The following is a 24,313-nucleotide window of genomic DNA, read 5'->3' as shown; positions in this document are numbered from 1 at the left end:
CCGGCTGCCTGTCCGGGCGGACACCCCAATTAGGTCCGACCCTTCCAGTGTGCCGTAAGGTGCGCTTTTTCCTTTTTTCCATATCAGCTTCCTACCATGGCCACTCCCTGCCCATCCAGTCCCTCATGACCAGCCGGTCTTCCTCCTGAATCCCTGGTCCTTCATAGCGATCCCGCAGAAAATAGGCCACCGCCATGCGCGCCGCATCATCGGCATCCAGGTCACCTTCGGTATTCAGCTCACCCGACATATAAGATCTGACCCAGCCCGGATGGTACAGGCGAAAAGTAAAGCCTTCGGAACGGAGTTCGTCAAACAGGCATTGAACACCCCGGTTCAGCGCGGTTTTGGACATACAGTACCCGTACCAGTTATCGCGAAAGCTGCGGTTGATGCTCCCCGCTTCCGAGGATACGAAGCACATGCGCTTTCCGGACCCCGCTCTCAGCAGCGGCATAAACGCCTGCGCCATCCGCATGGGCCCCACCGCGTTAACGTTGTAAATTCGCAGCAGTTCCTCCTCGACCTGCTCTTCATGAATCGTTCTGGGGTAACGCGTGGCGATCCCCGCATTATTGATCAGCACATCCACCCGATCAGTCTTGCGCTCAACCTCCCGGCTGGCCGCCTGAACGCTCTCATCGCTGGCAACGTCCAGCGGAATGACATGCAGCCGCTCCGGCTCTTTCTGTCTAAGCTCCGTCAATTCCGGCCAATCCGCCAGATAACTCCCGGCAAAAACGTCCCAGCCCAGCTCCAGCAGCCTTTTTGTGATGCCGAGTCCCAACCCCCGGTCCGCGCCTGTAACAACGGCGATTCTGCTTCTGCTCATCCGTAAGCACCTCCTTTTAAAGCCCGTTATAAAGGAATCTCCTGTCCCCGCCAATCCAGCATAACTACCCGCTCTTCATCCTCCCGGGCCCCTGTAAAATAAGCCACCGCCGTTTCAGCCGAAGCCCCCGTTTCAAGCTCCGATCCAGGCTCAAACAGCCGGAACGTGAACCCCTTCCCGCTCAGATCTCCATGCAGCATGGTGTACGCCATATGCAGCGCAGCTTTGGACATCGCATATCCTGTCCCTGCCCCCGAAAGTCCAAGCCCCAAACTGCCCTGGACATCGGACAGCAGCGCGATTCTTCGCAGCCCGTTATCCATAAGAGGCAGGCACGCCTCGATGACACGAATCGGACCTAGCGTATTCGCCTGGTAATCTTCCAATACGAGATCTGCCGACATTTTGGCTATTCCGGCTGCCTCCCTGCCCTGGCTGGATGCCGTTCCGCAAACGAGCAGATCCACCCGGCTGGTATGCTCCTGAATCCGCCGGACTGCCTGCTGCACCGATTCTCTGGACTTTGTATCCATCGTGAAGATATGTATTTTATCCGTATCAAAGGCGTCCTGAAATTCCTCTTCGGGAGCGGGACTGCACGCCATGACGCGCCATCCCTTTTTGGCGAATTCCTGAACTAGTGCGCATTCCCACGGACGGTGAACTTCCGTAATCAAAACAACCTGGTCCATGATTTATTCTCCTTTCGGCGCTAATGCGGTCCACGTCAATGCTTGCCGCAGCAGCTGCTGGTAGCCCGGATGCAGCCAAACCGCCAAATTGTGGCCGGGTGTCAGCACGCAAACCCTTCCCTCGCCTTCCGTTCGGGTCCATCCGCCCGGCTGCTCCCCATGTACCGACCGGGTCACCATAATTATATTCACGTCACTAAGGTCGGTCATATCCATGAAATAGTGCTCGTCTTGCAACGTGAAGGCTTGGACTCCCCGGGTAATCTCCGTGTCTTGTACAGGCTCGACCGTGACCGGACACTGCTCCGGATGGTGATGAAAGACTCCTTCGACCAGCCCGCGCACGTCCTCTATGTCCCGGTAACCCACCGTACCGGAGTGCAGAACGAGCAGACCGCCACCCCCGCTGACGTAACGCTGCAGCAGACCACCGGTTTGGGCTGTGAGCCACGGTTGCTCTTTTACCGCGGAGACCCGATTGGATTTCGCCAAGATCAGCAAATCATATTCCGTAAGCAACCTTTCCAGCGAGTCCAGCCATTCAGCATCGGTTTCCAAAATGTAGTGAAAATTGAACCCGCCTGTCCGAAGCGGCTCCAAGCCTCCCTTCACTACATCGGCCGGATGCCATTGATCGTCGCATAATACGAGTATGTTCACGATGTTCCCCTCCTTTGACAGCGTTTGCAAAGTATATTACTCTCAGTATTCCAGAAACCCGCTTGCCACGCAACCCGGTTCCATGTCCAATAATGCAGAATACGGATATAACAAAAAAATCCTTGCCCATCGCAAGGATTGTCATTAATCAAATTATGGTGCGGTAGAGAGGACTCGAACCTCCACGGGCGTACGCCCACTACCCCCTCAAGATAGCGTGTCTGCCATTCCACCACTACCGCACGTTTAAAGGGAACTGCTATTTTAAAAAACTGGTGAGCCATGAAGGACTCGAACCTTCGACACCCTGATTAAAAGTCAGGTGCTCTACCAACTGAGCTAATGGCTCTCGATGATCCACAACCTGTGCGCCCATAAGCTATAGATGGTACAGATATTGGAATTCTTATTCTGCTGCAAGCAATGAAAGTGGTGACCCGTATGGGATACTCTCACTTCGTTCGAGACTGCGAAGCTGATCCTAACGATGCAGCGCTTCGACGAACCCATAATTGGATTCTCATCCCTGTTGCAAGCAATGAAAGTGGTGACCCGTATGGGATTCGAACCCATGTTACCTCCGTGAAAGGGAGGTGTCTTAACCCCTTGACCAACGGGCCATATCGTAACATCACTTTCTTGACGACAAGACTGAGTATAGCATAGAACAAAAAAGGTTGGCAAGCCCTTTTTGTAATATTTTTAAAAAAAGTGTCGTTGCCATTCCTCTCCTATTCCCGGGCATAAAATCATCCCTTATTTGGCATCCTATACACGTCAATGACATCAACACACGACAAGGAGACAAAATCAATGGCTAAACCAGACGACCGTTCTGATAACGCGGAAAAGATCAAAACCGCCATTATCAACACGCAGGACAACATTAACGAAACCAACGATTATTTGGCCGAACACGCCGAGGAAATTTCCGGTCAGGAAGTACACAACCTTCAACACAAAAACGCCAAGCGCGAAAGAGCGATTGAAGGCATGCGGGAAGAGTACGAAGACGAAAAATAAAGCTTTGAGGATTTGCCCAAACAGCCCCCTGTCCAATGATGGATGGGGGTTGTTTTGTTGCTCCGACGAACCCTCCCCGAGGGTCCTCATCCCTTTACACCAAAAAGCCCCCAGCCGCAAAGGCGGTGGGAGCTTTCTTACGAAGTATCTCAAAACGGAGAGAGAGGGATACTCTCACTTCGTTCGAGACTGCGATGCCCATCCTCCCGAAGCTTATGCTCCGACGACCCCTCCCTCGAGGGTTCTCATCCCTTTACACCAAAAAGCCCCCAGCCGCAAAGGCGGTGGGAGCTTTCTTACGAAGTATCTCAAAACGGAGAGAGAGGGATTCGAACCCTCGCACCGCTTACGCAGTCTAACCCCTTAGCAGAGGGTCCCCTTATAGCCACTTGGGTATCTCTCCAAGAAACTGGCTCCCCGAACAGGACTCGAACCTGTGACAACTCGATTAACAGTCGAGTGCTCTACCAACTGAGCTATCAGGGAACGTTGTTATATGGTAACACCAAATAATTTATCATGATTTTGTAGCGGAGTCAAGCTTGTTCAAGCGAAGATTTCCAGCGCATTTCCCGCACCGGTAACGGCGGGGATCGACCTTGCGTTTACGCAGATATACCATCCCGCATTGGCGGCAAACCAGCTGGTACCGGTAAGGCTGAACCTTACGCTCGCGCGCCGAAGGCAGCGACTGGCAGTAACGGCTTCCCCCTACCTGCTGCAGCAGCATTTTAAAATCCGGATCCCGGTGCTTGTACCCCCTTCCCGTCAGGTGCAGATGGTAATGGCACAGCTCATGCTTGATGATCTTTTCCACTTCCTCCCGCCCGTTCGCTTCCAGCTGGTGGGGATTGATCTCGATATGATGGCTTTTCATAAAATAGCGCCCGCCCGTTGTGGATAATCTCCGGTTGAACGTGGCCCTATGCCTGAAAGGCAGGCCGAAGCTTTCCTCCGAAATCCGCTCCACCCAAGCTTGCAGCTCTTCATTGCTCATGACGTCCATGAGGTCCTCCTCTGACTGAATTTGACGGTCTTCGGGGCGGTTGTCCCGAAAGAAACATTCTCTTGAATTATAACTTCCCCATACGCTACACTGACAAGTAGAATGTTATGGAGGGAGATTTTTGCGCCTTATGCCGAAGATGAGATATGTAATTTTACAGAAAAATGCCGACCTCTTTTTTGTGGAAATGCCCGCCGATTACGCTTACCAGCTCAGCGCGCTGAACCTGCGCCTCAATAAGGAAATAGACAAATTGACGGCTTCCGTCGTCCCCGAACTGCCGCTCGCCGTGGCGGAATGCGACCAGCTGGATCTGCTGCAGGAACATCTGCAAATTCAGGACGGACTTGCCTACATCAACGCACTGGAGCAGTCCTTTGCTTCGATTGATGAACAGAGCTATCCCCTCATCGCCCTGCTGACCGAAATCCGTGCCCTTCAAGCCCAACTGGAACAGTGGTATGAGGAGGAAGCGGAGGGCTAGGCGGCCGCAGCATTATTACGGAAATAGCCATGAACTGAACCGGGATCACAGCGAAGAGAAACGTGAAGGAATGCATATTGGGATGCGTTTATAAAAATACAATCCCGTCCCCTTGCAGAACCCGGGAAATTCAAATGAGACCTGCACGCTTTGGGCGTTCTCCCCATATGCTGACCGTAGAGACGGAATGCAAGAGGAGGAGATCACCCTTGCCGCAATGGCTCTGTAATCAGCTGAGGAAGGCGTTTCATAAAAAAGACAGACGCCAGATCAAACTGCTCAACGAATGCTGGTTCTTCTACCGAAACGCCCCGGAAGAAAACTCGGACGCCCGATAAATATTTAGAAATGAGCCCGCTCCATGCAAACAGGCCGGTACCGTGTACCCGCCTGTTTTTTGCGTTTGGTTTTGTCGGATTCTATAGTCGATTTGCTCCCTGTTACCTATTCAGAGTTTCTCGAAGCCGGCCAGCTTCCTTTCAGCTTGCGAAGCATAATAATCTGCCCCGTATGATAGGCGTCATGCATCATGAGGCTGTGGATGAGGCTGGCGAGCGGTCTGTTCGGAAACGGCGCGTTCAGCTCGCTGTCGCTCAAACCGGACAGGAAGCTTCGGATCTCGCCATGGACCTTTTTGAGACGATCGACCGTCTTCTGCCAAGCCTCGTCTCCATCTTCGACGTTGCTGAACGTCTCATCGTTGCTGGACGCTTTGAAGTCAGGGTTTTCGCCTCGCATCCGCTGCAGGTGATATTCTTTGTAATAAAGCAGGTGGTTCACGTTCTCCCAGATCGAGTTGACGGCTTCCCCTTCCGGCTTCCATGCCGCTTCCTCAGCGGTCACGCCCTCCAAAGCCGGTACAAGCGGCGGATACCAATCCTCCTGACCAAAGCATTCATCCCATCTTTGCAGCAGCACCTGAATTTGGCTCATGTATAAATCCTCCCTGTCCGGTTTTTTGTAACGAACTAAAATCAATTTATTAGTTACATCCATAAATTAACACAGTCTACTTCTGCCGGTCAAGTAACTAGCAAAATAATTATTTAGTTGTTACAATGAACGTGAAAGGAAGGATAACGTATGCTTTGGGATGATTTTTTGAACAGTGACTGGCATGATTGGCGGGGCAGCGGCAAGTCCGAAGACCGGTTGGACCGGCCCGGATGGCTGCGGGCATGGCTGCAGGAGCAGCAGCTGCCATTACTCGATGAACCAAAACCCCACGAGCTGCAGCAGCTTAAAGAGCTCCGCTCCTTGATTCATGGCATGGTCACCTCCATCGTTCAGGGCGTTTCCCTTGACGCCGAGGCGATCGGCAGGCTAAATGCGGTCATGTCCGCCGGCCCCGTCATTCGGGAGCTGTTCTACCGCGAAGACAGCTTGTCTACTGGGAACAAACCGGTCCGCTGGGACTGGCAGCAGGTCATGTCGGAGATCGCCGCGTCTTTTGCCGAAACGATCGCCAATGGCGAAACGGCAAGAATCCGGATCTGCGACAATCCGGACTGCCTCTGGGTGTATTATGACGATACCCGCAACCGCTCCAAACGCTACTGTGATGACAAAATGTGCGGGAATCTGATGAAGGTCCGACGATTCCGGGCACGGAAAAAAGCCACCCCGCATGACCATAACCACACCTAAACCCGAACACGCCAAAATCCCGAAGACCGGAAACATTTTTTTCCATTCTTCGGGTGGGCTATGGGAAAAGGTCCGGCAGCGATCATGAACCCGCTAAAACCGTCACGCTGGCCGGAACTCCATATATACCGATCTTGTTAGATCCTGATCTGATTCAATTCCGATCTTGTACACTTGAGTCTTACGATCAAGTTATTCTCCCTGATGCGGGTTCCGCATCGTCAGGCCGACACGGCCTTTTTTCAAATCGACGTTGAGCACCCATACCGTCACGTTATCGCCGACAGACACCACGTCCATCGGATGCTTGACGTAGCCGCTGCTGAGCTGCGAAATGTGGACGAGACCGTCGCTTTTGATCCCGATGTCCACGAAAGCCCCGAAGTCGATGACGTTGCGTACGGTGCCCTGCAGTTCCATGCCTGGGGTCAAATCCTCAATCTTCAGCACGTCCGTCCGGAAAATAGGCAGCGGCAGCTCCTCCCGCGGGTCGCGGCCCGGGCGCTGAAGGCTCTCCAGAATGTCGCGCAGCGTAGGCACGCCGACTTCCAGCACCTCCGCCAGCTTCTCCACGTCCTGACGCCCCAGCAGCTCGGACAGCTCAGGCGTTCCCAGCTTCTCCATGCCGACACCGAGCTCGCGGAACAGACGGTCCACCACCTTGTACGATTCCGGGTGGATCGGCGTGCGGTCGAGGGGGTTATCGCCCTCGGAGATGCGCATAAATCCGATGCACTGCTCGTAGGTTTTGGCTCCCAGCCGCGGCACCTTCTGCAGTTCTTTACGGTTCAAAAACTTACCGTTGGAATCGCGGTATTTCACGATGTTTTTGGCGGTCGTCGCGTTGACGCCGGACACATAGGACAGCAGCGACGGTGAAGCGGTATTCACATCAACACCGACATGGTTGACGGCCGATTCGACAACGGTCTTCAGACTCTCGTCCAAATGCTTCTGGGAGACGTCATGCTGGTATTGGCCAACACCGATCGCCTTCGGCTCGATCTTTACAAGCTCAGCCAGCGGGTCCTGCACGCGGCGGGCGATGGACACTGCGCTGCGCTCCGCAACGTCAAGATCCGGGAATTCTTCCTGCGCAAGCTTGGACGCCGAATACACGCTTGCTCCAGCCTCGTTGACGATCAGGTAAGCCAGGTCCGGCACGCCGATGTCGCTGATCACTTCTGCCACGAACTGTTCCGTCTCGCGCGAAGCCGTACCGTTGCCGATCACGATCAGCTGGATGCCGTATTTCTTAATCAGCTCGTTGAACTTCGCGGCGGCTTCTTTCTTTTTGTTGTTCGGCGGCGTTGGGTACGTCACGGCCACCTCCAGCAGCTTGCCGGTATCGTCCACGACGGCGAGCTTGCAGCCTGTCCGATAGGCAGGATCTACCCCGAGAACGCAGCGGCCCTTGACCGGTGGCTGCAGCAGCAGGCTGCGCAGGTTGCCGGAGAAGATCGAAATTGCCTGATTCTCCCCCTTCTCGGTCAGCTCAGCGCGGATTTCTCGTTCGATGGAAGGGGCGATCAGCCGTTTGTAAGCATCTTCAATAACGGCCGTGAGAATCGGCTGCACCGCCGAGCTGCCCTTGATGACCTGACGCGCCATAAAATTGTGGATCGACTCAGGCTGTACCTCGAGGCCGACTTTAAGAATATTTTCGCGTTCTCCGCGGTTAATGGCCAAAATGCGGTGAGGCGGCATCTTTTTCGCCAGCTCCCGGTAGTTGTAATAGTTCTCGTACACGGACTCCTGCTCAGGATCCTTCGCTTCCGAGGTCAGCATCCCATGGTCCATCGTATAACGCCGCACCCAGGCCCGGATGGTCGCATCGTCGGCCAGGTTCTCCGCCAAAATGTCCATTGCGCCGGAAATCGCATCGTCCGCCGTTTCCACGCCCTTTTCCGCATCGACATATTTAGCGGCTTCCTTATGAACATCCCCCTGCTTCGGCTGAGCCATGATCCACTCAGAGAGCGGCTCGAGCCCCTTCTCTTTGGCGACACTGGCACGGGTTTTGCGCTTCTGCCGGTACGGACGGTACAGGTCCTCCACTTCCTGGAGCTTGGCCGCCTTCTCGATCGCCGTCTTGAGCTCCCCGGTCAATTTCCCCTGCTCGTCGATGATCCGGATGACCTCGCGCTTGCGCTCTTCAAGATTCCGCAGATAAGTCACGCGCTCTTCGATTCCGCGCAGCTGGTTCTCGTCCAATTCTCCGGTCATTTCCTTACGGTAACGGGCGATAAACGGAATCGTGTTGCCCTCATCCAGCAGTCCCACCGTCGTCCGAATCTGCTTCAGGGACAGCTGCAGCTCCTTGGCAATCTGCTGCACGATCCGCTCCTTTTCCTGTGCCTTCAGTACTTCACCGTTCTGTTCGATAACCATTTCCTTTTCCGTCAAAAGAAATCCCTCTTTCCCATTCGTACTTGTGTTTCCATGTATTCAAACGTTCTCTCATCATCGTCGTCATTAAAACATTCATTCGTCATCATGTGATTGGTCCACAGACTTGTCCGAGTCGAAAAATCGGCTTGGTCTGGTTTATAAACGCCTGCTCCCGCAAACCACTTGTACCGAAAATTTCATATCAGCGGGGCGGCTTCCTGCGGCGTTATAGGTATCAGCGTCAGCTTGCCTGGCGGCCAGTCCGAATAACGGAAGGACAGCCACTATGGAAAACTGTGAGATCAAACCAAAACTTTAGGCAAATCTACAAAGTTTTCATATCTTATTATCACAAACTTTGAACCATTTTTCCAGCGGTCATGTTTGGCAGGAGAAAGCTTCCACTCAACGGCAGATTTCCCCTGAAAAAGCAAAAAGAACCTTACCCCATAAACAGGGCAAGGTTCATCATACTGCTGCGGCTTCCATCTGTATAGACCTTTACGCAGGCCGGAGGCCGGTTAATTCTGGAAAGGGCCGGAGCTTATACGCGCCGGAAGCGGAAAAACTCGCTGTGATAATCCCCGCGCTCGGCGCCTACCGCGATGCCTGCATACATCAGGGCGTCGCCAGTGTACACCTCGCTTGTGCCCACCAGCGCATAATCTGCGGCCGGATCGAGCCCCTTCAGCTTGAGGCGGTTCAGCGGCGCGTTGGATTCGGCCAGCACCCGGAAATAGAAGACCGCGGCCTCGCTGCCGTCTTCCGCCACGAACATCCAGGCGGTCTCATTGCCTTCAAACGGGCTGAGGAGCCGATACATCTCGCCGGTCTGGACGAGCCCGCGGATTTCCTTATACAGCGCCACCTGCCGCTTGACGACTTCCTTCTCTTCTTCGGTGAACTTCGTCAAGTCGAGCTCGTAGCCAAAGTTGCCTGACATGGCGACGTAGCCGCGCATGTCGAGCGGCGTAGACCGTCCCACCTGGTGGTTCGGAACGGCGGAAATATGCGAGCCCATGGCGCTCACCGGGTAAACGATGCTCGTGCCGTACTGGATGCGCAGGCGGGACACCGCATCGGTGTTATCGCTCGTCCACGTCTGCGGCATGTAATAGAGCAGGCCGGGATCGAAGCGTCCGCCTCCGCCGGAGCAGCTCTCGAACAGGATGTGCGGGAACGCCGACGTGATCCGTTCCATCACTTCGTAAAGGCCGAGCATGTAGCGGTGCGCCGTCTCCCGCTGACGCTCCGGCGGCAGCAGCGCCGAACCGATTTCCGTCATGTTGCGGTTCATGTCCCACTTCACGTACGTAATTGGCGCGCTGCTCAGCACCTCCGTCAGCATCCGTACAATCTCCTCGCGCACATCCTGCCGCGAGAAGTCGAGGATCAGCTGCTGGCGGCCTTCCGTGCGGCGCCGGTCCGGTACGTGCAAGCACCAGTCCGGGTGCTTGCGGTACAGGTCGCTGTCCGGGGAAACCATCTCCGGCTCGAACCACAGGCCAAACTGCATTCCCATGCCCGTCACGCGGTTCACCAGGTCTTCCAGTCCGCCCGGCAGCTTGTTCTTGTCCACCACCCAGTCGCCAAGCGAGGAATTGTCGCTGTCGCGATGGCCGAACCAGCCGTCGTCCAGGACGAACAGCTCGATCCCAAGCTCTTTGCCGGCCTTGGCGATGTCGACGATTTTATCCGCATTGAACTGGAAGTAAGTCGCCTCCCAGTTGTTGACGAGGATCGGGCGCTCCTTGTCCCGGAACTGGCCGCGGGCCAGGCGCTCGCGGTACAGCCGGTGATAGGTCCGCGACATGCCTCCCAGGCCTTCAGAGGAATAGACCATGACGGCCTCCGGCGTCTGGAACGCGGCTCCCGGTTCCAGCAGCCAGGTGAAGTCGAACGGGTTGATCCCGATCGACAGACGGGTCGTCCGGAACTGGTCCACCTCGGCCTGGGCGATAAAGCTTCCGCTGTATACCAGGCTGAAGCCGTAAACCTCGCCGTGGTCTTCATCCGCCCCCGGAGACAGCAGCGCCGCAAACGGGTTCTGCTGGTGGCTGCTGGCCCCACGGCGGCTCTCCACCGCCTGCATGCCATAGGCGACCGGACGGCGAACAACGTCGCGTTCCCGGGTCCATGCGCCGGACAGCTGCAGCCACTCGTAATCGGCGCGCGGGAAGTCCACGCTTGCACTGAGGGCTCTCAGCAGTTCCACCGGCTCGGTGCTGTCGTTCACGATTTTTAACGAGCGGGTCAGCGCATCATAAGCTTCCATCACCGTGTACTGCAGCTCCACATGCAGCCCCGACACGGGATCCTGCATATTCACAAACAGCGTTTCGGCTTCGGACTCGCTCTCCACATATGTCGAAGGAAGTCCCTCCATCCGCGGCTTGCCCTGCTCTACCCGATGCGACACATACTTGAATTCGGTGACGGTTGAGCCGTCTGGCAGCCGGAACTGTACCAGCGGGTGACGGAAATCGCTCGTTCCGTACACCGGAAGCTCCTGCGGCAGCGTGTCCAGGGAGATCGTACGATCCTCCGGCACCGGATTCGGGCTGAAGGAAGCTCGCTCGGTCGTCACGAGCAGCCAGCTCAGGTCAGCGTCGCGCAGCCTTTTCCCGTAATAGAGATGGGCGGCATAGCCGGACGGAAGAATCTGAAATACGTAGCTTGAACTGCGGGTCTGAAGATGAAATAATTGCTGCTTGGTATCGATATGAATCGCCATAATTCCCTCCCTGATATCACAAGCGGATAGACGCAGATGCAGTACTCACCTGCCCGCTCATACGTTGGATACCATTCATTATAGCGGATGCGTAACCCCTTACAATGGACTTATGTGACTTAAAAACAAGTTCAAAAACGAGAAAAAGGCGCCCCTTTAGGGTACGCCTTATCCTTCATAACCATATCATCAACCTTATGGTTCAACGCTTAAAAATCGATCAGGCTGAGACTGATTTGCAGCGAATCATCCACCTTTTTCATCGTTTCTTCATCCAGGTGGGTAATTTTGTCCGTCAGTCTCTGCTTATCAATGGTCCGGATTTGCTCCAGCAAAATGACCGAATCCCTGTCAAAACCATGCGAAACCGCATCGATTTCCACATGGGTCGGCAGCTTTGCCTTTTGAATCTGGGCGGTAATAGCCGCCACGATGACCGTAGGACTAAAACGGTTGCCGATATCGTTCTGAATGATCAGAACCGGCCTGACTCCACCTTGCTCCGAACCGACTACGGGTGAAAGATCCGCAAAAAAAACGTCGCCGCGTTTTACGATCAATGTCTACACCCCGCTCACTAAGCGGCCTAGAGTGCTGTCTGCATCTTCTTCCGCGTGAAAGGCCTCCGATGCCATCGTCAAATTGATCTTGGCCATTTCCATATAGCCGCGCTGCATTGACTCCCGTATATAACGTTTCTTCCGCTCCGTTAAATACAGTTTCATGGCTTGCCTGATGAGTTCACTGCGGTTCGAATTCTCCATCGCAACGATGCCATCCACTTCCTGCAAAAGATGATCCGGCAAGCTGATCATAATTCGTTTGGTATTCTGCATATTAGCCACCTTCTGTTCCACCCCCACAATACCTTCTCACCCTTGTGCCCAGTATAACTTGAATCAAGGAAATTTATACAAAGGAATATATATGCCGAAGATATACCAGGTATGCTGCATACATTATAAACTAGACTCGGCATTTACGTACAGTCATTCCGTCATTACCTTTATTCGGGATGCTTGGTCCGTATTCCTTCATTTCCAGCAAAAAGGCTGAAATTCCGCCTTTCTTCGCACTAGGTGAGCAGTGGGTTGACCCGGTTGTACAGCGCCCCGTGCTTCGTGTAAACACGAGGAACCCGGTGGGAAATCATACAGATGACCTCATAGTGGATGGTACCCAGCTGAGAAGCCAGCTCATCTGCCGTAACACACTGGCCAGACTGCTGACCGATGAGTACAACCTCCTCGCCCGCATGAATTTCTTCTGCCTCTTCGGCAAAAGATTGAAGTGTTACCATACACTGGTCCATACAGATCGTTCCGACAACGGGAACGCGGCGGCCGCGGATCAGGACTTCCGCTTTACCGCTCAGCATCCGCGAGTACCCGTCGGCATAGCCGATCGGCAGCGTTCCAATGACTTCATTTTGATCCGTCACATATTTGGCGCCGTAGCTGACGCCCCAATGCGGCGGAAGGGTTTTGACATATACAAGCTCTGTCTTCAGCGTCAATACCGGGGAAAGTGCGACAGTCTGATGATTCACCTCATCCGATGGATACAATCCGTACAGGCTGATGCCGACGCGGACCATATTGTAGGACAGCTGAGGAGTATCAATCGCTGTGGCGCTGTTGCCCGTATGTATAAGAGGAGGGCTGAATCCTTTCTCCCCGAGCGAGGCCACCACGCTCTCGAAACGCCGGTACTGCTCCAGTGTATAGCTTTTATCTTCTTCGTCCGCTTTGGAAAAATGGGTAAACAAGCCTTCAACCTCAGCCTGCGAAAGAGCATAGAGCGACTCGATAAACGAAATGGCGTCCGGGCCGGGAAGAAGTCCCAGTCTGCCCATTCCGCTGTCGATCTTAATGTGCACCTTCAGCGGTCTGGACTCGGCGTCCGCCGGGAGCTGCCGGATCGCTTCCCGTACCTCCGGGCTGAACACCGTCACTGTTATGTTATTCTCCCACGCCGTTCTTATGCCTTCCGGAGGCGTGTAGCCAAGCACCAAGATGGGCAGCGTCAAGCCGGCATGCCGCAGTTCGATCGCTTCATCCAGGAATGCGACGCTTAAATAGTCCACCCCGATGCTCGCAAGCTCCCGCGCCACCTGCACGGCTCCATGACCGTACGCATCCGCCTTGACGCAGGCTAGAAATTTCATGCCTTCGGGCAGAGCCCGGCGAAACGCCGTTACGTTCGCCTGAAGATGGTCCAGATTGATTTCGGCTCTAGTTGCTCTATATTGTTGCTGCATTCATCGTCACCTTCTCTAAGAATTAACACACTCATTACATACAGTCATTGAAAGGAGAGTTGTCATTTTCGTTCGATCATTCTATGGACATAGATGGATCGGATCGAAAATCAGTTGTTATTTACCTTTCGTTTATCCTATGTAATCGTAATGTTCAGGAAGGTGACTGTCAATGAACCACGCCCCGGCTGAATCCGGCTGGTTTACCGTACCACAGCGGCTTTCGAAGATGGATAGGCGAAAGCCCCTTCGTTTCGCCGGTGGAATCATGCCCCGCCGGCCCGAAGGGTCCGCCTGTCTGCGTATTATTTACCCGATTGTTCCTGTAAAGACGCTGCAATCTGTATCATTTCGTCCACCGGCAGGTTTGCGCTTGTAATGCGGAATTCCACGCCGTCCCCATTCATCCAGGTCAGCGTTTGCTGCTCATCGCCAGCCAGGAGGCCTGCCGTAAATCCAAGATCCACCACTTCACCCGACATCAGGGACACGGCACGGTCCTGCGGACGGGATTCCATGATCGTGAACTGGTATGTACCGTCATACCGAAGCAGCAGCGCATGGTTGTCACTGTTGTCCAACTTGTTGCTGTCCTTGAGCGTAACGCCTTCAGGCAGGTAATCCGGGATAATCATGCCAAAGTCGCCCAGTTCCTTGGTGACTTCCTGCGCCGCTTCCCCGTTATCGCCCTGCGGCTGGTCCTGGGATGCGACCGGATTGCCGTTCTCGTCGACTTCGGCCACCGTGCCGACCGACGGATCGCTTTGCACGGTCATGTTGCGCTTCATGTCAAAAGAGTCCTTATCGAATTTCGCATCGAACTGGAATTGGTCGAACTTGACCTCAACGACGACATGGGCGTCAGAGTCGGAGACTTGTACTTGTTTTGGCGCGTAATTGTCCTTGCTGAGCCAAATTTTCTGGCGGACGAGAGACTGGCTGTGATAGTTGGCCGCAACATCGAACACATAGCTGTCCTTGTCTGCGGCAAACTGCCGGGTGTTATCGCTTAAGATGCCCCGGACGAGCGTTTGGTATAAATAGACTTGCCCCTGGTTGTCCGGCCAGTCGCTTTTAAACCGGAAGCTTTTGTTCAGGCTTGGCGTCAGCACGAATACGCCATCATCGTTGCGGAGAACGATTTGCGTAACGTCCTTCTGGGCGTTCGTCAGGCTGATGCGGTAGTAGTTTGGATTCTGGTACCATACCTCCACCTGGTATTCCTGCGGCTTTTCCCCGGTATACAGCGTCATTTTCCCCGTTCCTTTGTAAGAGCCATCCTTGCTTTGCAGTGTATCGACCACGTTGTTCAAGTCTTTGACAACGGAAGCGGCATCCTTTTTGCCACCACAGCCTGCCAACACAACCGTAACGCACAAGATCATGGCGAGCATCCATGAAATCCGGCGCATGACATCATCCCCCTTAGCACTTGGTTTGAACTGATTGATACATGTCTATGAGGGACTTGGTCACATTATGCAGACTAGCATGACAAGCCTGATACCGAATCCGTGTTACTGAGTATAATGTTATGAATACGCTGTTATATGACGTTGGATAAAGGTGACTCGCGGCGGTACCGCTCCATGAACGCTTGCCTTGTCATGAGCAGCATCTGCGGAACCAGCTTGGGAGCGCTGTGCTTCACGCGCTTTTGCCCGGCGGGATGAAGCATTCGCAGCAGAAACCTTAAATAGATCGTCGTCAGCAGCCGGAACCACCCGGCCTTCAGCTGGTGCTGCTCAAAGCCCAGCCCATGGGTCAGCCCCCGGTGAAGCAGCGTAATTCCGGTCAGCGCTTTGACCTCAGCCAGTTCAGGAACCTGATCCATCGCTTCATGGATCTGTCTGAGCGATTGCTTCAGGAGCCTGGCGGTTTTCAGCGCCGCCCTGTCCGGCCCAAGGCTCCGCGACAGCTCCAGCACCTGCCCGTTATCCAAATGGAGCTCCCCGATCCAGTCGCCGGCATGAAGCCACTGCCCGCTGTCGCTGCGGATGCTTTTCCCGTGAAAAGGCCGAACCACCAGCTTGCAAATTCCGTAACTCAGCACCCGCTTGCTCCGCAGCCGCGTGATCCGGTCGAACAAGCCCTCCCATTTCATCCATGCCGCCTGGACTCCCGTCTTCAAAGCCGTCGTTTTGATCAATTCCATCACATCTCTTCTCTATGAAGTTCGTTCTATTCAGTTTGACGGTTCAAATGAGGGAATCCATGCAAATCATCCAAAAAAAGTTATTTGTCTTACGCGCTGACCATGAAACGTTCCTCGTGGAACAAGACGTGTCCGCGGCGCTGTCTAACATCATGCCCGGATTCCGTTATCAGGGGAAGGCCGTTTATGTCCCAGTCATCGGGCAAAAAGAAACGGCAGGCCGGGGGCTAGGCCGGGATACCGACCCTGCGGTACCGTCTCCGACCCGTTCCTCCTGACCTGCCTGTCTCAATAAAAGTGCTGCTCTATTGATCCGCCAAAATACGGTCGATCGATACCAGCTGCACACATACGCACAAAATATCGATGGCCTGCGCAAGCTCTTCGAGCGATGGATAGGTTGGCGCAATACGGATATTGCGGTCCCGCGGATCACGCCCGTACGGATACGTGGCTCCGGCAGGCGTTAATGTCACCCCAGCCCCGGCTGCACGCTGCACGATTTCCCGTGCGCAGCCGTCCATCGTATCCAGGCTGATAAAATAACCGCCGCTGGGCTTGCTCCATGAAGCGATATCCTTGGAGCCAATCCCGGTTTCCAGCTTGTTCAGCACCAAGTCGAATTTCGGCTTGATGATCGCGGCATGCTTTTCCATGTGGCGGCCCAGGTGCTCCATATCCTTCAGAAAGCGGATGTGCCGCAGCTGATTCACTTTATCCGGGCCGATCGTCTGCACGGACAGCTGTTTTTTCAAATGGCTGAGGTTGTCCCTGCTCGCCGCCAAGGCCGCTACGCCGGAACCCGGAAAAGTCACCTTGGAAGTGGATGCAAAGATGAATACACGGTCGGGATTGCCGGCGTTCAAGCAGGCTTCCAGCATATTTTTCAGCTCGTCATGCCTTGAAGTCAGATGATGGACCGTATAAGCGTCATCCCAGAAAATGCGGAAATCGCCAGCCCTCGTCTTCATCCGGGCCAGCCGTTCCACCGTTTCGTCGGAATACGTGATACCGCCGGGGTTGCTGTACTTCGGCACACACCAAATCCCCTTGATGGAGTCATCTTCGGCGACAAGCCTCTCTACTGCGTCCATATCCGGCCCTTCCGGCGTCATATCTACGGTGATCATTTCGATATTCAGCTGCTCGCAGATCGCAAAATGGCGGTCATACCCAGGGCTTGGACACAGGAATTTGACGGACGGGAGCCTGCTCCACGGCTGCTCACTGCCAAGCACCCCGAACAGCAACGCCCGTGCCAGCGCATCATACATCAAGTTTAGGCTGGAGTTGCCTTGAACAATCACTTCGGAAGACTGAACCCCAAGCATCTCGGCAAAAAAACGCTTCGCCTCCGGGAGCCCGTCAAGGCCTCCGTAATTGCGGCAGTCCGTCCCATCCTCTGCCCGAAGCTCTTCCCCGGACGGCAGAACGTCCAGCATTTCGTTCGAAAGCTGCAGCTGCTCCGGGCACGGCTTGCCCCGGGACATATCCAGCTTCAAATTCAGACGCCGGTATGCTTCGTATTCAGCTTGCAGCCGGGCTTGCTCCCGCCTTAACTCCTCTACCTGCCATCCGGCATAACCCGTAACCATCTTCATCTCTCCTCGCTCAGCTCTTCGTCTAACTTTTACTAAATTACACCATATGACCGAAAGCAGGCGGATGTCAACTACAAAAATCACCACGCCTGGCGTCATGAAAATCCAAAAAAACCGGACTGCTGTAACGCAGCCCGGCTCCGGTGCTTTTTATGTTTAGTTATGTGGGGTTGGAGGCTCCTTCGGGACCAGCTTGAATATCTCTCCGCTCTCAAACGTATCGATGAGCCGGTCCAGCCAGCCGTAATAAGCAACTGCTTCGTGCAGTTTGGCGATATCCTTGCGCAGCAGCTCAGTGAACTCGGGATCATGCTCGTACGCCGTCAGCAAGCGGCCCATTTCGTCGATGGACTTGCTCAGAATCTGGATATTGCTCTCTACCGATTTTCTCCACTTGATATCGAAAAAGTCAGTAAACGTCTGATACCAGTCGTATTCCACTTCATATAAGTCCTTGCGGGAGCCCTTCTCCCATACTTTATTGACCATCTTCAAGTCCAGCAGTGTCCGGACGCCCGTGCTCATGCTGGTCTTGCTCATTTTCATTTCCCGTCCCATTTCATCCAGGGTCATCGGCTTGTCTGCAAAAAAAAGCAGCCCGTATAAATGTCCGGTGGACTGGGAGATTCCATATAAGTCCATGTTTCTTCCGATCGTTTCAATGACGCGCTTGCGTACCTTGTGGATTGCTGCGTCGCGTTCATCTTCGAATTGGTCCAAGCTCATGCTTGCAACCTCCTTATTTGTTCAACCATTCTCCGCAGAATATCCGGCCTATAAGCCTGAACAAGGTCCGGAATCCGCTTGTGTTGCCCGTGATTGTAAGTGAAAAAGTATGGAGAAGACCAAACCTTCATCGTCTATTGTATGTAAACGTATTTTAATTGTAAAGAAACCGATCCGTCAGGAAAACGGCGGATATTAGAGCATTCGGCAGTAAATTTCGTACAGTTTTTTCTGTACGTTCTTTACGTACGGTTAAAACGTTTGATACTATATATATTAATTGTTACACTGTTACCCGTTGGTTATTCACGCAGCATCGTGTTCGCACTTATCAACGATAGAGAAGCAATAAGGGGGTATCACAGTTGTCTATTTTGCAGCTTAAACAAGTCAGCAAATTGTTCGGAGCCCAGGCGGAGCAAAGCGTCGGACTGCTCGAACAAGGCTGGAACAAGGAGAAGCTGGCGAAGGAAAAATCCGTGACCGTCGGGGTGAACCGGGTCAGCCTCAGTATTGAAGCTGGCGAAATTTTCGTCATTATGGGGCTGTCCGGCAGCGGCAAATCCACCCTCGTCCGGATGCTGAACCGGCTGATTGAGCCTACGGCGGGGGAAATCCTCGTTCACGGGCAGGATTTAAGAAAAATGAATAAGGAGCAGCTCCGTAAGGTACGGCGCCAGACGATCAGTATGGTCTTTCAGAAGTTTGCACTGTTTCCGCACCGGACCGTACTGGAAAACGTGGAATACGGGCTTGAGATTCAAAAGGTCAAAAAGCCGGAGCGCACGGAGAAAGCGATGAAGTCGCTCGAGCTGGTCGGCCTCAAGGGCTGGGAAAACAAATCTCCCGACGAGCTGAGCGGCGGCATGCAGCAGCGCGTCGGTCTGGCCCGGGCGCTCGCGAACGACCCGGAGATTCTGCTGATGGACGAAGCCTTCAGCGCGCTTGATCCGCTGATCCGCCGTGACATGCAGGATGAGCTGCTCGAACTGCAGGAGACGATGAAGAAAACGATTATCTTCATCACGCACGATCTGGACGAAGCGCTGCGGATCGGCGACCGGATTGCGCTCATGAAGGATGGCGCCGTCGTGCAAGTGGGCACGCCGGAAGAAATTCTGACGCAGCCGGCCAACGCCTATGTGGAGCGGTTCGTCGAGGACGTCGACCTGTCCAAGGTGCTGACCGCCGCCCATGTCATGCGCCGTCCGGAGACGATCATGCCGGACCGGGGGCCGCGTGTGGCGCTCGAGCTGATGCGCGAGCGCGGCATCTCCAACCTGTTCGTCATCGACCGCGGCAAGCGGCTGCTCGGTGTCATCACGGCGGAGGATGCCTCGGAAGCGATGCGCAGCGGCAAAACGCTTGCGGACATTCTGATAACGGACGGTCCAAGAGTGCATCCGGACGTCCTGATCAACGAGCTGTTTGAAATCACCAGCATGTCCAAGGTGCCGCTGGCCGTCGTCGACGACAACGACCGTCTTGCTGGCGTGATCGTCCGGGGTGCCCTGCTTGGGGCGCTCGCCGGGGAGAACAGTTCGAAGGAGGTGAGCCCAAATGCCGAAAATACCGCTGGATGAGTGGATTGAAGCATTGGTCGGCTGGATGGGGGACCATCTGACGGTCCTGTTCGACTTCATTTCCAGCGTCATCGAAGGCATCGTTAACGGATTTACCTGGCTGTTCATGCTGCCGCATCCGTTTCTGTTTATCGTCATACTCGGTATTCTTGCCTTCCTGGTCGGGCGGATATCTCTGACGCTGTTCTCGGTGATCGGATTTCTGCTGATTTATAACCTGGGGTACTGGCCGCAGACGATGGACACCCTCAGTCTGGTCATCACCTCCGCCTTGATTTCGGTCGTCTTAGGCGTTCCGCTCGGCATCTGGTGTGCTTACAGCAAAGGGGCGTCCCGCATCATTACGCCGATACTCGATTTCATGCAGACGATGCCGGCCTTCGTCTATCTGCTGCCGGCAGTTACCTTCTTCAGCCTGGGTGTCGTGCCGGGGGTCATCGCTTCGGTCATCTTCGCCATTCCGCCGACGATCCGCCTGACCCTGCTCGGCATTCAGCAGGTGTCCGGCGAGCTCACGGAAGCAGCCGATGCCTTCGGGTCCACCGGACCGCAGAAGCTCTTCAAGGTGCAGCTGCCGTTGGCCATGCCGACGCTGATGGCCGGCATCAACCAGACCATCATGCTGTCGCTGTCCATGGTCGTCATCGCTTCAATGATCGGCGCTCAAGGCATCGGAGCCGAGGTATACCGCGCGGTAACCCAGCTCCAGATCGGGAAAGGCTTTGAAGCCGGTCTTGCAGTGGTTATTCTCGCCATCGTGCTCGACCGCTTTACGCAAAACCTATTTAAATCCAAAAAAAGGGGTGCATAACATGAAAAAACAGAAAAAATGGACGATCCTGGCCAGCTTGGGCCTGGCAGGAGCATTGATGCTCTCCGCCTGCGGCCAAAACGGCTCCGGCGGGTCGGCAAGCGGAGAAGGCAGCGCTGATTCCTTCGGTAAACAGGTCAACTACGAAATTATCGGTATCGACCCCGGTGCCGGAATCATGAAGGCGACCAACAAAGCCATCGAAGAATACGGCCTGTCCGACTGGAAGCTGATTGAAGGCTCCGGCGCGGCGATGACTGCGACGCTGGCCAAAGATATTAAGGCCAAAAAGCCGATCGTCATTACCGGATGGACACCGCACTGGATGTTCTCCAAATATGATTTGAAGTACCTGGATGATCCGAAGAAAGTATACGGTGAAGCCGAGGAAATCCATACGATCGCCCGCAAAGGTCTGGAGCAGGATGAGCCGACCGCTTACGCATTCCTGGACCGGTTTGAATGGTCCTCCGATGAAATGGGCGAGATCATGACGGCGATCCAGGATGGCAAGAAGCCGGAAGAGGCCGCCAAGGCATGGGCTGACAGCCACGCCGACCGGGTCAATGAATGGATCAAGGACCTGAAGCCCGTTAACGGCAACCCGCTGAAGCTGAGCTATGTTGCCTGGGATTCGGAAATCGCCAGCACCAACCTGCTGCAGTACATCCTTCAGGAGAAACTGGGCTACAAGGTAACCGCCCTGCAGGTTGAGGCAGGACCGATGTGGACCGGCGTCGCCAACGGGGACGTGGACGCATCGGCCGCAGCCTGGCTGCCGCTGACCCATGCCGATTACCTCGCCAAATTCAAGGATCAGATCGATGATCTGGGCGCTAATATGACCGGCGTCAAAACCGGATTAGTCGTGCCGTCCTACGTTGACGTTAAGTCAATTGAAGACCTTAAGAAATAATTCAATTCATTCTCTATAGGTTCATACAAAAAAAGGGCTGGGCCCCGGTAGATTGTTCTACCTGGGGACCCAGCCCTTTTTTTTTTGGTGGAAGAGGAATCCGGTCCGTCATCCAGACACCGAACCGGTGCAGCCATTCTATAGAATGGCTTTGTTGCGCGCCTCTTCACTCTGACGTTTACTCTTCTTCAGCAGCCCGCTTATTCTCCGAACGGTCGTCGATCGTCACGGTCACTGGCGAATACTCGGCCGTCACGACCTGCCCATGAACGGACACGCTGCCTTCCGGCGAGATGTCCTTCTCGGTCATGATGCCGAGCGCGATCGTAAACTCGTTGAACTTGATCGGGATGTTCTTCTCCCGACGGATTTCCGTGCCGTTCAAATAGAACACAGCTTCGTCGTTTCCGCGGTCATACGTAATTTTGTAGGTGTTGAATTCACGTGGTTTAAAGTTGGTGTCTTCTTTAAAGATGCAGAAGTACCGGGTCTTGTCCGATGGAGGAACCTCTACCCCCGGGAAAGGAAGAACAGCATACACGCTGGCATATTTATCGTTGCCGGCAAAGAAATCCAGCGCCGCTCCGGTCGTGAAATCCAGCAGGTTAAGCGATACGTAGCCGTCGTACAGATCGTTCGGCACGGTATTGACCGAGCGGGCGCGGATCTGCAGTTCGAAGTCGACCACTCCGTGATCCGGTACTTTGACCGTTTCCACTGAATAATACATATGCTTCGCGTTGTCCAAAATTTGAATCTGGTCGTTTTGCCGGCTCAATGGAGCACGGACGTACAGAATGCCGTTGCGGACAATGACTACCGCGTCAGGCTCCCGGTATTCCCAGAACGTACCGTCCGGCAGCGGAAAGCCGCCGATTTTCCAAACCTCGCCCTCCGACAGAATCGTATGAAAATCCCCAAAAACGCGTTGTTGTACCATGTAGCATCGAACTTCCTTTCTCGCTTAAGTCAATATGGCCGTAAGCTCAAATCAAGCCTTGTATCAGCAAACATATAATCATAATGATCCCGCTCCGCTGGGTCGATTTCACCGAAGCTCCCATCAGCGGAATATAGGCATGGCTGTTATTATGAGACTTCAGCTTGCCGTACACCTGGTACAGCGGAATCATGCCCGGCAGTGCCAGCAGTCCGTACACCGGAAGCGCCCCGGCAATGACGCTGACCACGAGCATCAGCGCGGACAGAAACAGCAGAAACCGGGAGAAGCCAAGCGCTCTTTGCTCGCCCCACACGACGACCAGCGTACGTTTGCCGGCCTGGCGGTCCGCCTGCCAGTGTAAAAAGTGATGGTTGAACAGAATCAGCGTAGTTAACAGGCCAATCGGCAGGGACAGGAGCAGCGCCCGCAGATCCAAATGCGAGGTTTGCACATAATAGGCCCCCATGACCGGAAGAACGCCGAACGAGAGCAGGATTGCGACTTCCGAGTAGCCTTTGCCCCGGTATCCGAACTTCAGTGGCGGCGCCACATAGAAGTATGCGATCAAGCCACCGAGTGCGCCGAAAATGAAAGCCCACGGCCCTGAGAATACGGCCAATATAATTCCGCACGCCGCGGCAACGCCAAACAGCGCCCATGTGACCGCCGCAAACTTGCGAATGCTCCATACACCGCCCGTCAAAAAGCCCGAGTTCGTGGAGACCGCATCCACGGCCTCTTTGGCAGCCGTATCGGTCCCGCTCTTGTAATCCCACAGGTCGTTCACCATGTTGGAGAACAGGTGGGCCGCCGCTGCGCCGACGAGCGTAATCAGAAACAGCCAGACGTTAAAAACGCCGTTCCATACAAAAGCCCCCAACGCTCCCAGCGCGACCGGAATCAGCATGACCGGTACAACTCCGAAGCGTGAGGCTTTCATGAACTGTTTGAGCATGCACCATGCTCCCTTCCTTATAATGTACCCATGATAAACGGGTTCGTATAATTTTCGGGCGAAAACGCCGTATTGCCAAACAAATGATATTTTTCACAAACTTTCCCATGATGGATATCGTAAACGACAACATACAGGAAAGCAGGTTTGTATCATCCTTCACAAGGATATCACACATTCGCAGATGTTGTCACCGGAATGTATAAATCAGGAAGATTCCACGCGGTGTCAGGTTCCAGACCAAGCCAAAAAAGCCACGGCCCTCTTTCCCGCTGCCCTTCGAATGAAGAATGGAGCGTTCCGGTTGTGCCATGGCTTGTTTCTGAATGACGAGTATGAACTGGCGGATGGCCTTAGCAGCGTCTGCCTGGATCCACCGTCCGTACCGACCTGCCTAACCTAATTCCTATTGCTCTGTGCTGACCTGCCACGTGATACCGAACTTGTCCCGGACCATGCCGAAGGCCGGGCTCCAGAACGTCTGCTGCAGTTCCATCAGCACCTGTCCCCCATCCGACAATCCGGCGAAGACCGATTGGAGACGCTCGCTGTCATTCGATGTAATGGCGATGCTCAACTGATCCCCAAGCTGATACGGATTTCCCGGAAACGTATCGGAGAAGAGCAGCGTGTTGCCGTCAAATTCAAGTGCGGCGTGCAGTACGCGATCTTTGGCTTCATCCGGCAGCGGATGATCCGGATCCGGCATATCGCTGAAGCGGGACAATCCCAGGTTCTTGGCCTGCAGCACTTTTTCATAAAACGCAACGGCCTCGGCACAATTGCCATTCATTACAATGTAAGGCGATATCTTTACACTCATTCGGGTAGTCCTCCTTTATCATATGGGACATGCACAATCCATTATATCCCACGCCTCAGCGATTGATAATG

At 54.3% G+C, this 24,313-nt stretch carries 25 protein-coding genes and 5 tRNA genes; 8 read left to right on the top strand and 22 right to left on the bottom strand.

The genetic code is table 11. From position 1 onward, the window contains the following. Positions 1-91: 91 nt before the first annotated feature. From ABID47_RS29495 to ABID47_RS29470, 6 genes are all read right to left on the bottom strand, one after another. A complete protein-coding gene (locus tag ABID47_RS29495; protein WP_354502300.1) occupies positions 92-832 on the bottom strand; it encodes an SDR family oxidoreductase in 741 nt (246 codons plus the stop codon). 26 nt (positions 833-858) lie between these two features. Continuing rightward, positions 859-1,524 (bottom strand): SDR family NAD(P)-dependent oxidoreductase, encoded by a 666-nt coding sequence (locus ABID47_RS29490; protein ID WP_354502298.1) that lies wholly within the window; start codon positions 1,522-1,524, stop codon positions 859-861. Between the two features lie 3 nt (positions 1,525-1,527). Further along, entirely contained in the window at positions 1,528-2,184 is a 657-nt protein-coding gene (locus tag ABID47_RS29485) for a ThuA domain-containing protein (protein ID WP_354502296.1), read from the bottom strand. Positions 2,185-2,340: 156 nt separating this feature from the next. Next, positions 2,341-2,426 (bottom strand) — tRNA-Leu (locus ABID47_RS29480). A 31-nt stretch (positions 2,427-2,457) separates the two neighbouring features. Then, positions 2,458-2,533, bottom strand: a tRNA-Lys gene (locus tag ABID47_RS29475). Between the two features lie 196 nt (positions 2,534-2,729). Continuing rightward, a tRNA-Glu gene (locus ABID47_RS29470) sits at positions 2,730-2,804 on the bottom strand. 193 nt (positions 2,805-2,997) lie between these two features. Between ABID47_RS29470 and tlp the strand changes: the two genes are divergently transcribed. Next, entirely contained in the window at positions 2,998-3,207 is a 210-nt protein-coding gene (gene tlp / locus ABID47_RS29465; RefSeq protein WP_076174820.1) for a small acid-soluble spore protein Tlp, read from the top strand. A 314-nt stretch (positions 3,208-3,521) separates the two neighbouring features. Here tlp and ABID47_RS29460 read toward each other — a convergent pair. From ABID47_RS29460 to ABID47_RS29450, 3 genes are all read right to left on the bottom strand, one after another. Then, positions 3,522-3,610: transfer RNA gene (locus ABID47_RS29460), tRNA-Ser, on the bottom strand. A 7-nt stretch (positions 3,611-3,617) separates the two neighbouring features. After that, positions 3,618-3,693 (bottom strand) — tRNA-Asn (locus tag ABID47_RS29455). Positions 3,694-3,724: 31 nt separating this feature from the next. Next, complete coding sequence (locus ABID47_RS29450; protein ID WP_084204161.1) at positions 3,725-4,204, bottom strand: SprT family protein; 480 nt, start codon at positions 4,202-4,204, stop codon at positions 3,725-3,727. Positions 4,205-4,343: 139 nt separating this feature from the next. Between ABID47_RS29450 and ABID47_RS29445 the strand changes: the two genes are divergently transcribed. Both ABID47_RS29445 and cmpA read left to right on the top strand, forming a co-directional pair. After that, positions 4,344-4,697, top strand: coding sequence for a hydrolase/acyltransferase (locus ABID47_RS29445; protein WP_076174826.1), 354 nt, complete (start codon positions 4,344-4,346; stop codon positions 4,695-4,697). A gap of 209 nt (positions 4,698-4,906) precedes the next feature. Further along, entirely contained in the window at positions 4,907-5,035 is a 129-nt protein-coding gene (gene cmpA / locus ABID47_RS29440; protein ID WP_089549977.1) for a cortex morphogenetic protein CmpA, read from the top strand. Between the two features lie 106 nt (positions 5,036-5,141). Here cmpA and ABID47_RS29435 read toward each other — a convergent pair whose 3' ends face one another. Beyond that, complete coding sequence (locus ABID47_RS29435; protein ID WP_354502293.1) at positions 5,142-5,630, bottom strand: DinB family protein; 489 nt, start codon at positions 5,628-5,630, stop codon at positions 5,142-5,144. Between the two features lie 150 nt (positions 5,631-5,780). Here ABID47_RS29435 and ABID47_RS29430 point away from each other — a divergent pair, with 150 nt between their 5' ends. Beyond that, positions 5,781-6,344 (top strand): CGNR zinc finger domain-containing protein, encoded by a 564-nt coding sequence (locus tag ABID47_RS29430; protein WP_354502291.1) that lies wholly within the window; start codon positions 5,781-5,783, stop codon positions 6,342-6,344. A 192-nt stretch (positions 6,345-6,536) separates the two neighbouring features. On the opposite strand, the gene ABID47_RS29425 is transcribed toward ABID47_RS29430, so the two are convergent. The 7 genes from ABID47_RS29425 to ABID47_RS29395 form a co-directional block, all read right to left on the bottom strand. Beyond that, entirely contained in the window at positions 6,537-8,735 is a 2,199-nt protein-coding gene (locus ABID47_RS29425; RefSeq protein WP_354502749.1) for a Tex family protein, read from the bottom strand. A gap of 544 nt (positions 8,736-9,279) precedes the next feature. Continuing rightward, positions 9,280-11,469 carry an alpha-galactosidase gene (locus tag ABID47_RS29420; RefSeq protein ID WP_212982454.1) on the bottom strand — a complete coding sequence of 730 codons (2,190 nt, stop codon included), beginning with the start codon at positions 11,467-11,469 and terminating at the stop codon, positions 9,280-9,282. 209 nt (positions 11,470-11,678) lie between these two features. Further along, positions 11,679-12,029: a type II toxin-antitoxin system PemK/MazF family toxin gene (locus ABID47_RS29415; protein WP_076174838.1), complete on the bottom strand. Its 351-nt coding sequence runs from the start codon at positions 12,027-12,029 to the stop codon at positions 11,679-11,681. A gap of 3 nt (positions 12,030-12,032) precedes the next feature. Continuing rightward, complete coding sequence (locus tag ABID47_RS29410; protein ID WP_036648438.1) at positions 12,033-12,314, bottom strand: CopG family ribbon-helix-helix protein; 282 nt, start codon at positions 12,312-12,314, stop codon at positions 12,033-12,035. Positions 12,315-12,544: 230 nt separating this feature from the next. Continuing rightward, positions 12,545-13,729 (bottom strand): alanine racemase, encoded by a 1,185-nt coding sequence (gene alr, locus ABID47_RS29405; RefSeq protein WP_354502287.1) that lies wholly within the window; start codon positions 13,727-13,729, stop codon positions 12,545-12,547. Between the two features lie 305 nt (positions 13,730-14,034). After that, positions 14,035-15,141: an outer membrane lipoprotein-sorting protein gene (locus tag ABID47_RS29400; protein WP_076174843.1), complete on the bottom strand. Its 1,107-nt coding sequence runs from the start codon at positions 15,139-15,141 to the stop codon at positions 14,035-14,037. A gap of 134 nt (positions 15,142-15,275) precedes the next feature. Further along, positions 15,276-15,884, bottom strand: a complete 609-nt coding sequence (locus ABID47_RS29395) for a YkoP family protein (RefSeq protein WP_354502283.1) — start codon at positions 15,882-15,884, stop codon at positions 15,276-15,278. 59 nt (positions 15,885-15,943) lie between these two features. Here ABID47_RS29395 and ABID47_RS29390 point away from each other — a divergent pair, with 59 nt between their 5' ends. After that, entirely contained in the window at positions 15,944-16,162 is a 219-nt protein-coding gene (locus ABID47_RS29390) for a hypothetical protein (protein ID WP_354502280.1), read from the top strand. A gap of 27 nt (positions 16,163-16,189) precedes the next feature. Here the strand turns inward: ABID47_RS29390 and ABID47_RS29385 are convergent, their stop codons facing one another. Further along, positions 16,190-17,485, bottom strand: coding sequence for an aminotransferase class I/II-fold pyridoxal phosphate-dependent enzyme (locus tag ABID47_RS29385; protein ID WP_435530684.1), 1,296 nt, complete (start codon positions 17,483-17,485; stop codon positions 16,190-16,192). 156 nt (positions 17,486-17,641) lie between these two features. Then, positions 17,642-18,211: a GbsR/MarR family transcriptional regulator gene (locus tag ABID47_RS29380; protein ID WP_354502274.1), complete on the bottom strand. Its 570-nt coding sequence runs from the start codon at positions 18,209-18,211 to the stop codon at positions 17,642-17,644. A 365-nt stretch (positions 18,212-18,576) separates the two neighbouring features. Between ABID47_RS29380 and ABID47_RS29375 the strand changes: the two genes are divergently transcribed. From ABID47_RS29375 to ABID47_RS29365, 3 genes are read left to right on the top strand one after another with little or no spacing between them, the layout of a single operon-like run. Further along, on the top strand, positions 18,577-19,794 hold the full coding sequence (locus ABID47_RS29375) for a quaternary amine ABC transporter ATP-binding protein (protein WP_354502271.1): 1,218 nt from the start codon (positions 18,577-18,579) through the stop codon (positions 19,792-19,794). Next, positions 19,772-20,605, top strand: a complete 834-nt coding sequence (locus ABID47_RS29370; protein WP_354502268.1) for an ABC transporter permease — start codon at positions 19,772-19,774, stop codon at positions 20,603-20,605. Before ABID47_RS29375 ends, ABID47_RS29370 begins: the two co-directional genes overlap by 23 nt. Position 20,606: 1 nt before the next feature. Further along, complete coding sequence (locus tag ABID47_RS29365; RefSeq protein ID WP_089549968.1) at positions 20,607-21,521, top strand: glycine betaine ABC transporter substrate-binding protein; 915 nt, start codon at positions 20,607-20,609, stop codon at positions 21,519-21,521. A 178-nt stretch (positions 21,522-21,699) separates the two neighbouring features. Here ABID47_RS29365 and ABID47_RS29360 read toward each other — a convergent pair whose 3' ends face one another. The 3 genes from ABID47_RS29360 to ABID47_RS29350 all read right to left on the bottom strand — a co-directional run bounded on the left by ABID47_RS29360 (position 21,700) and on the right by ABID47_RS29350 (position 24,242). Continuing rightward, positions 21,700-22,461 (bottom strand): DUF6081 family protein, encoded by a 762-nt coding sequence (locus tag ABID47_RS29360; protein WP_105442101.1) that lies wholly within the window; start codon positions 22,459-22,461, stop codon positions 21,700-21,702. 46 nt (positions 22,462-22,507) lie between these two features. Continuing rightward, positions 22,508-23,419 carry a prenyltransferase gene (locus tag ABID47_RS29355; protein WP_116231907.1) on the bottom strand — a complete coding sequence of 304 codons (912 nt, stop codon included), beginning with the start codon at positions 23,417-23,419 and terminating at the stop codon, positions 22,508-22,510. A 406-nt stretch (positions 23,420-23,825) separates the two neighbouring features. Next, a complete protein-coding gene (locus ABID47_RS29350; protein WP_354502264.1) occupies positions 23,826-24,242 on the bottom strand; it encodes a VOC family protein in 417 nt (138 codons plus the stop codon). Positions 24,243-24,313: the final 71 nt, after the last annotated feature.

Origin of the sequence: Paenibacillus favisporus (assembly GCF_040545415.1) — a bacterium.
GTDB lineage: Bacteria > Bacillota > Bacilli > Paenibacillales > Paenibacillaceae > Paenibacillus_AQ > Paenibacillus_AQ favisporus.
Note: the sequence above shows the minus strand (reverse complement) of the source record. Positions and strands in the feature narration are given on the sequence as shown.

Coding starts and splice junctions, on each gene's coding strand:
- ABID47_RS29395 (WP_354502283.1), bottom strand. CDS start 15,884: ATGGAATTGATCAAAACGACGGCTTTGAAGACGGGAGTCCAGGCGGCA.
- ABID47_RS29490 (WP_354502298.1), bottom strand. CDS start 1,524: ATGGACCAGGTTGTTTTGATTACGGAAGTTCACCGTCCGTGGGAATGC.
- ABID47_RS29365 (WP_089549968.1), top strand. CDS start 20,607: ATGAAAAAACAGAAAAAATGGACGATCCTGGCCAGCTTGGGCCTGGCA.
- ABID47_RS29430 (WP_354502291.1), top strand. CDS start 5,781: ATGCTTTGGGATGATTTTTTGAACAGTGACTGGCATGATTGGCGGGGC.
- ABID47_RS29435 (WP_354502293.1), bottom strand. CDS start 5,630: ATGAGCCAAATTCAGGTGCTGCTGCAAAGATGGGATGAATGCTTTGGT.
- tlp (WP_076174820.1), top strand. CDS start 2,998: ATGGCTAAACCAGACGACCGTTCTGATAACGCGGAAAAGATCAAAACC.
- ABID47_RS29450 (WP_084204161.1), bottom strand. CDS start 4,204: ATGAGCAATGAAGAGCTGCAAGCTTGGGTGGAGCGGATTTCGGAGGAA.
- ABID47_RS29390 (WP_354502280.1), top strand. CDS start 15,944: ATGCAAATCATCCAAAAAAAGTTATTTGTCTTACGCGCTGACCATGAA.
- ABID47_RS29425 (WP_354502749.1), bottom strand. CDS start 8,735: ATGGTTATCGAACAGAACGGTGAAGTACTGAAGGCACAGGAAAAGGAG.
- ABID47_RS29355 (WP_116231907.1), bottom strand. CDS start 23,419: ATGCTCAAACAGTTCATGAAAGCCTCACGCTTCGGAGTTGTACCGGTC.
- ABID47_RS29360 (WP_105442101.1), bottom strand. CDS start 22,461: ATGGTACAACAACGCGTTTTTGGGGATTTTCATACGATTCTGTCGGAG.
- ABID47_RS29445 (WP_076174826.1), top strand. CDS start 4,344: ATGCCGAAGATGAGATATGTAATTTTACAGAAAAATGCCGACCTCTTT.
- alr (WP_354502287.1), bottom strand. CDS start 13,729: ATGCAGCAACAATATAGAGCAACTAGAGCCGAAATCAATCTGGACCAT.
- ABID47_RS29420 (WP_212982454.1), bottom strand. CDS start 11,469: ATGGCGATTCATATCGATACCAAGCAGCAATTATTTCATCTTCAGACC.
- ABID47_RS29350 (WP_354502264.1), bottom strand. CDS start 24,242: ATGAGTGTAAAGATATCGCCTTACATTGTAATGAATGGCAATTGTGCC.
- ABID47_RS29385 (WP_435530684.1), bottom strand. CDS start 17,485: ATGAAGATGGTTACGGGTTATGCCGGATGGCAGGTAGAGGAGTTAAGG.
- ABID47_RS29495 (WP_354502300.1), bottom strand. CDS start 832: ATGAGCAGAAGCAGAATCGCCGTTGTTACAGGCGCGGACCGGGGGTTG.
- ABID47_RS29400 (WP_076174843.1), bottom strand. CDS start 15,141: ATGCGCCGGATTTCATGGATGCTCGCCATGATCTTGTGCGTTACGGTT.
- ABID47_RS29370 (WP_354502268.1), top strand. CDS start 19,772: ATGCCGAAAATACCGCTGGATGAGTGGATTGAAGCATTGGTCGGCTGG.
- ABID47_RS29380 (WP_354502274.1), bottom strand. CDS start 18,211: ATGAGCTTGGACCAATTCGAAGATGAACGCGACGCAGCAATCCACAAG.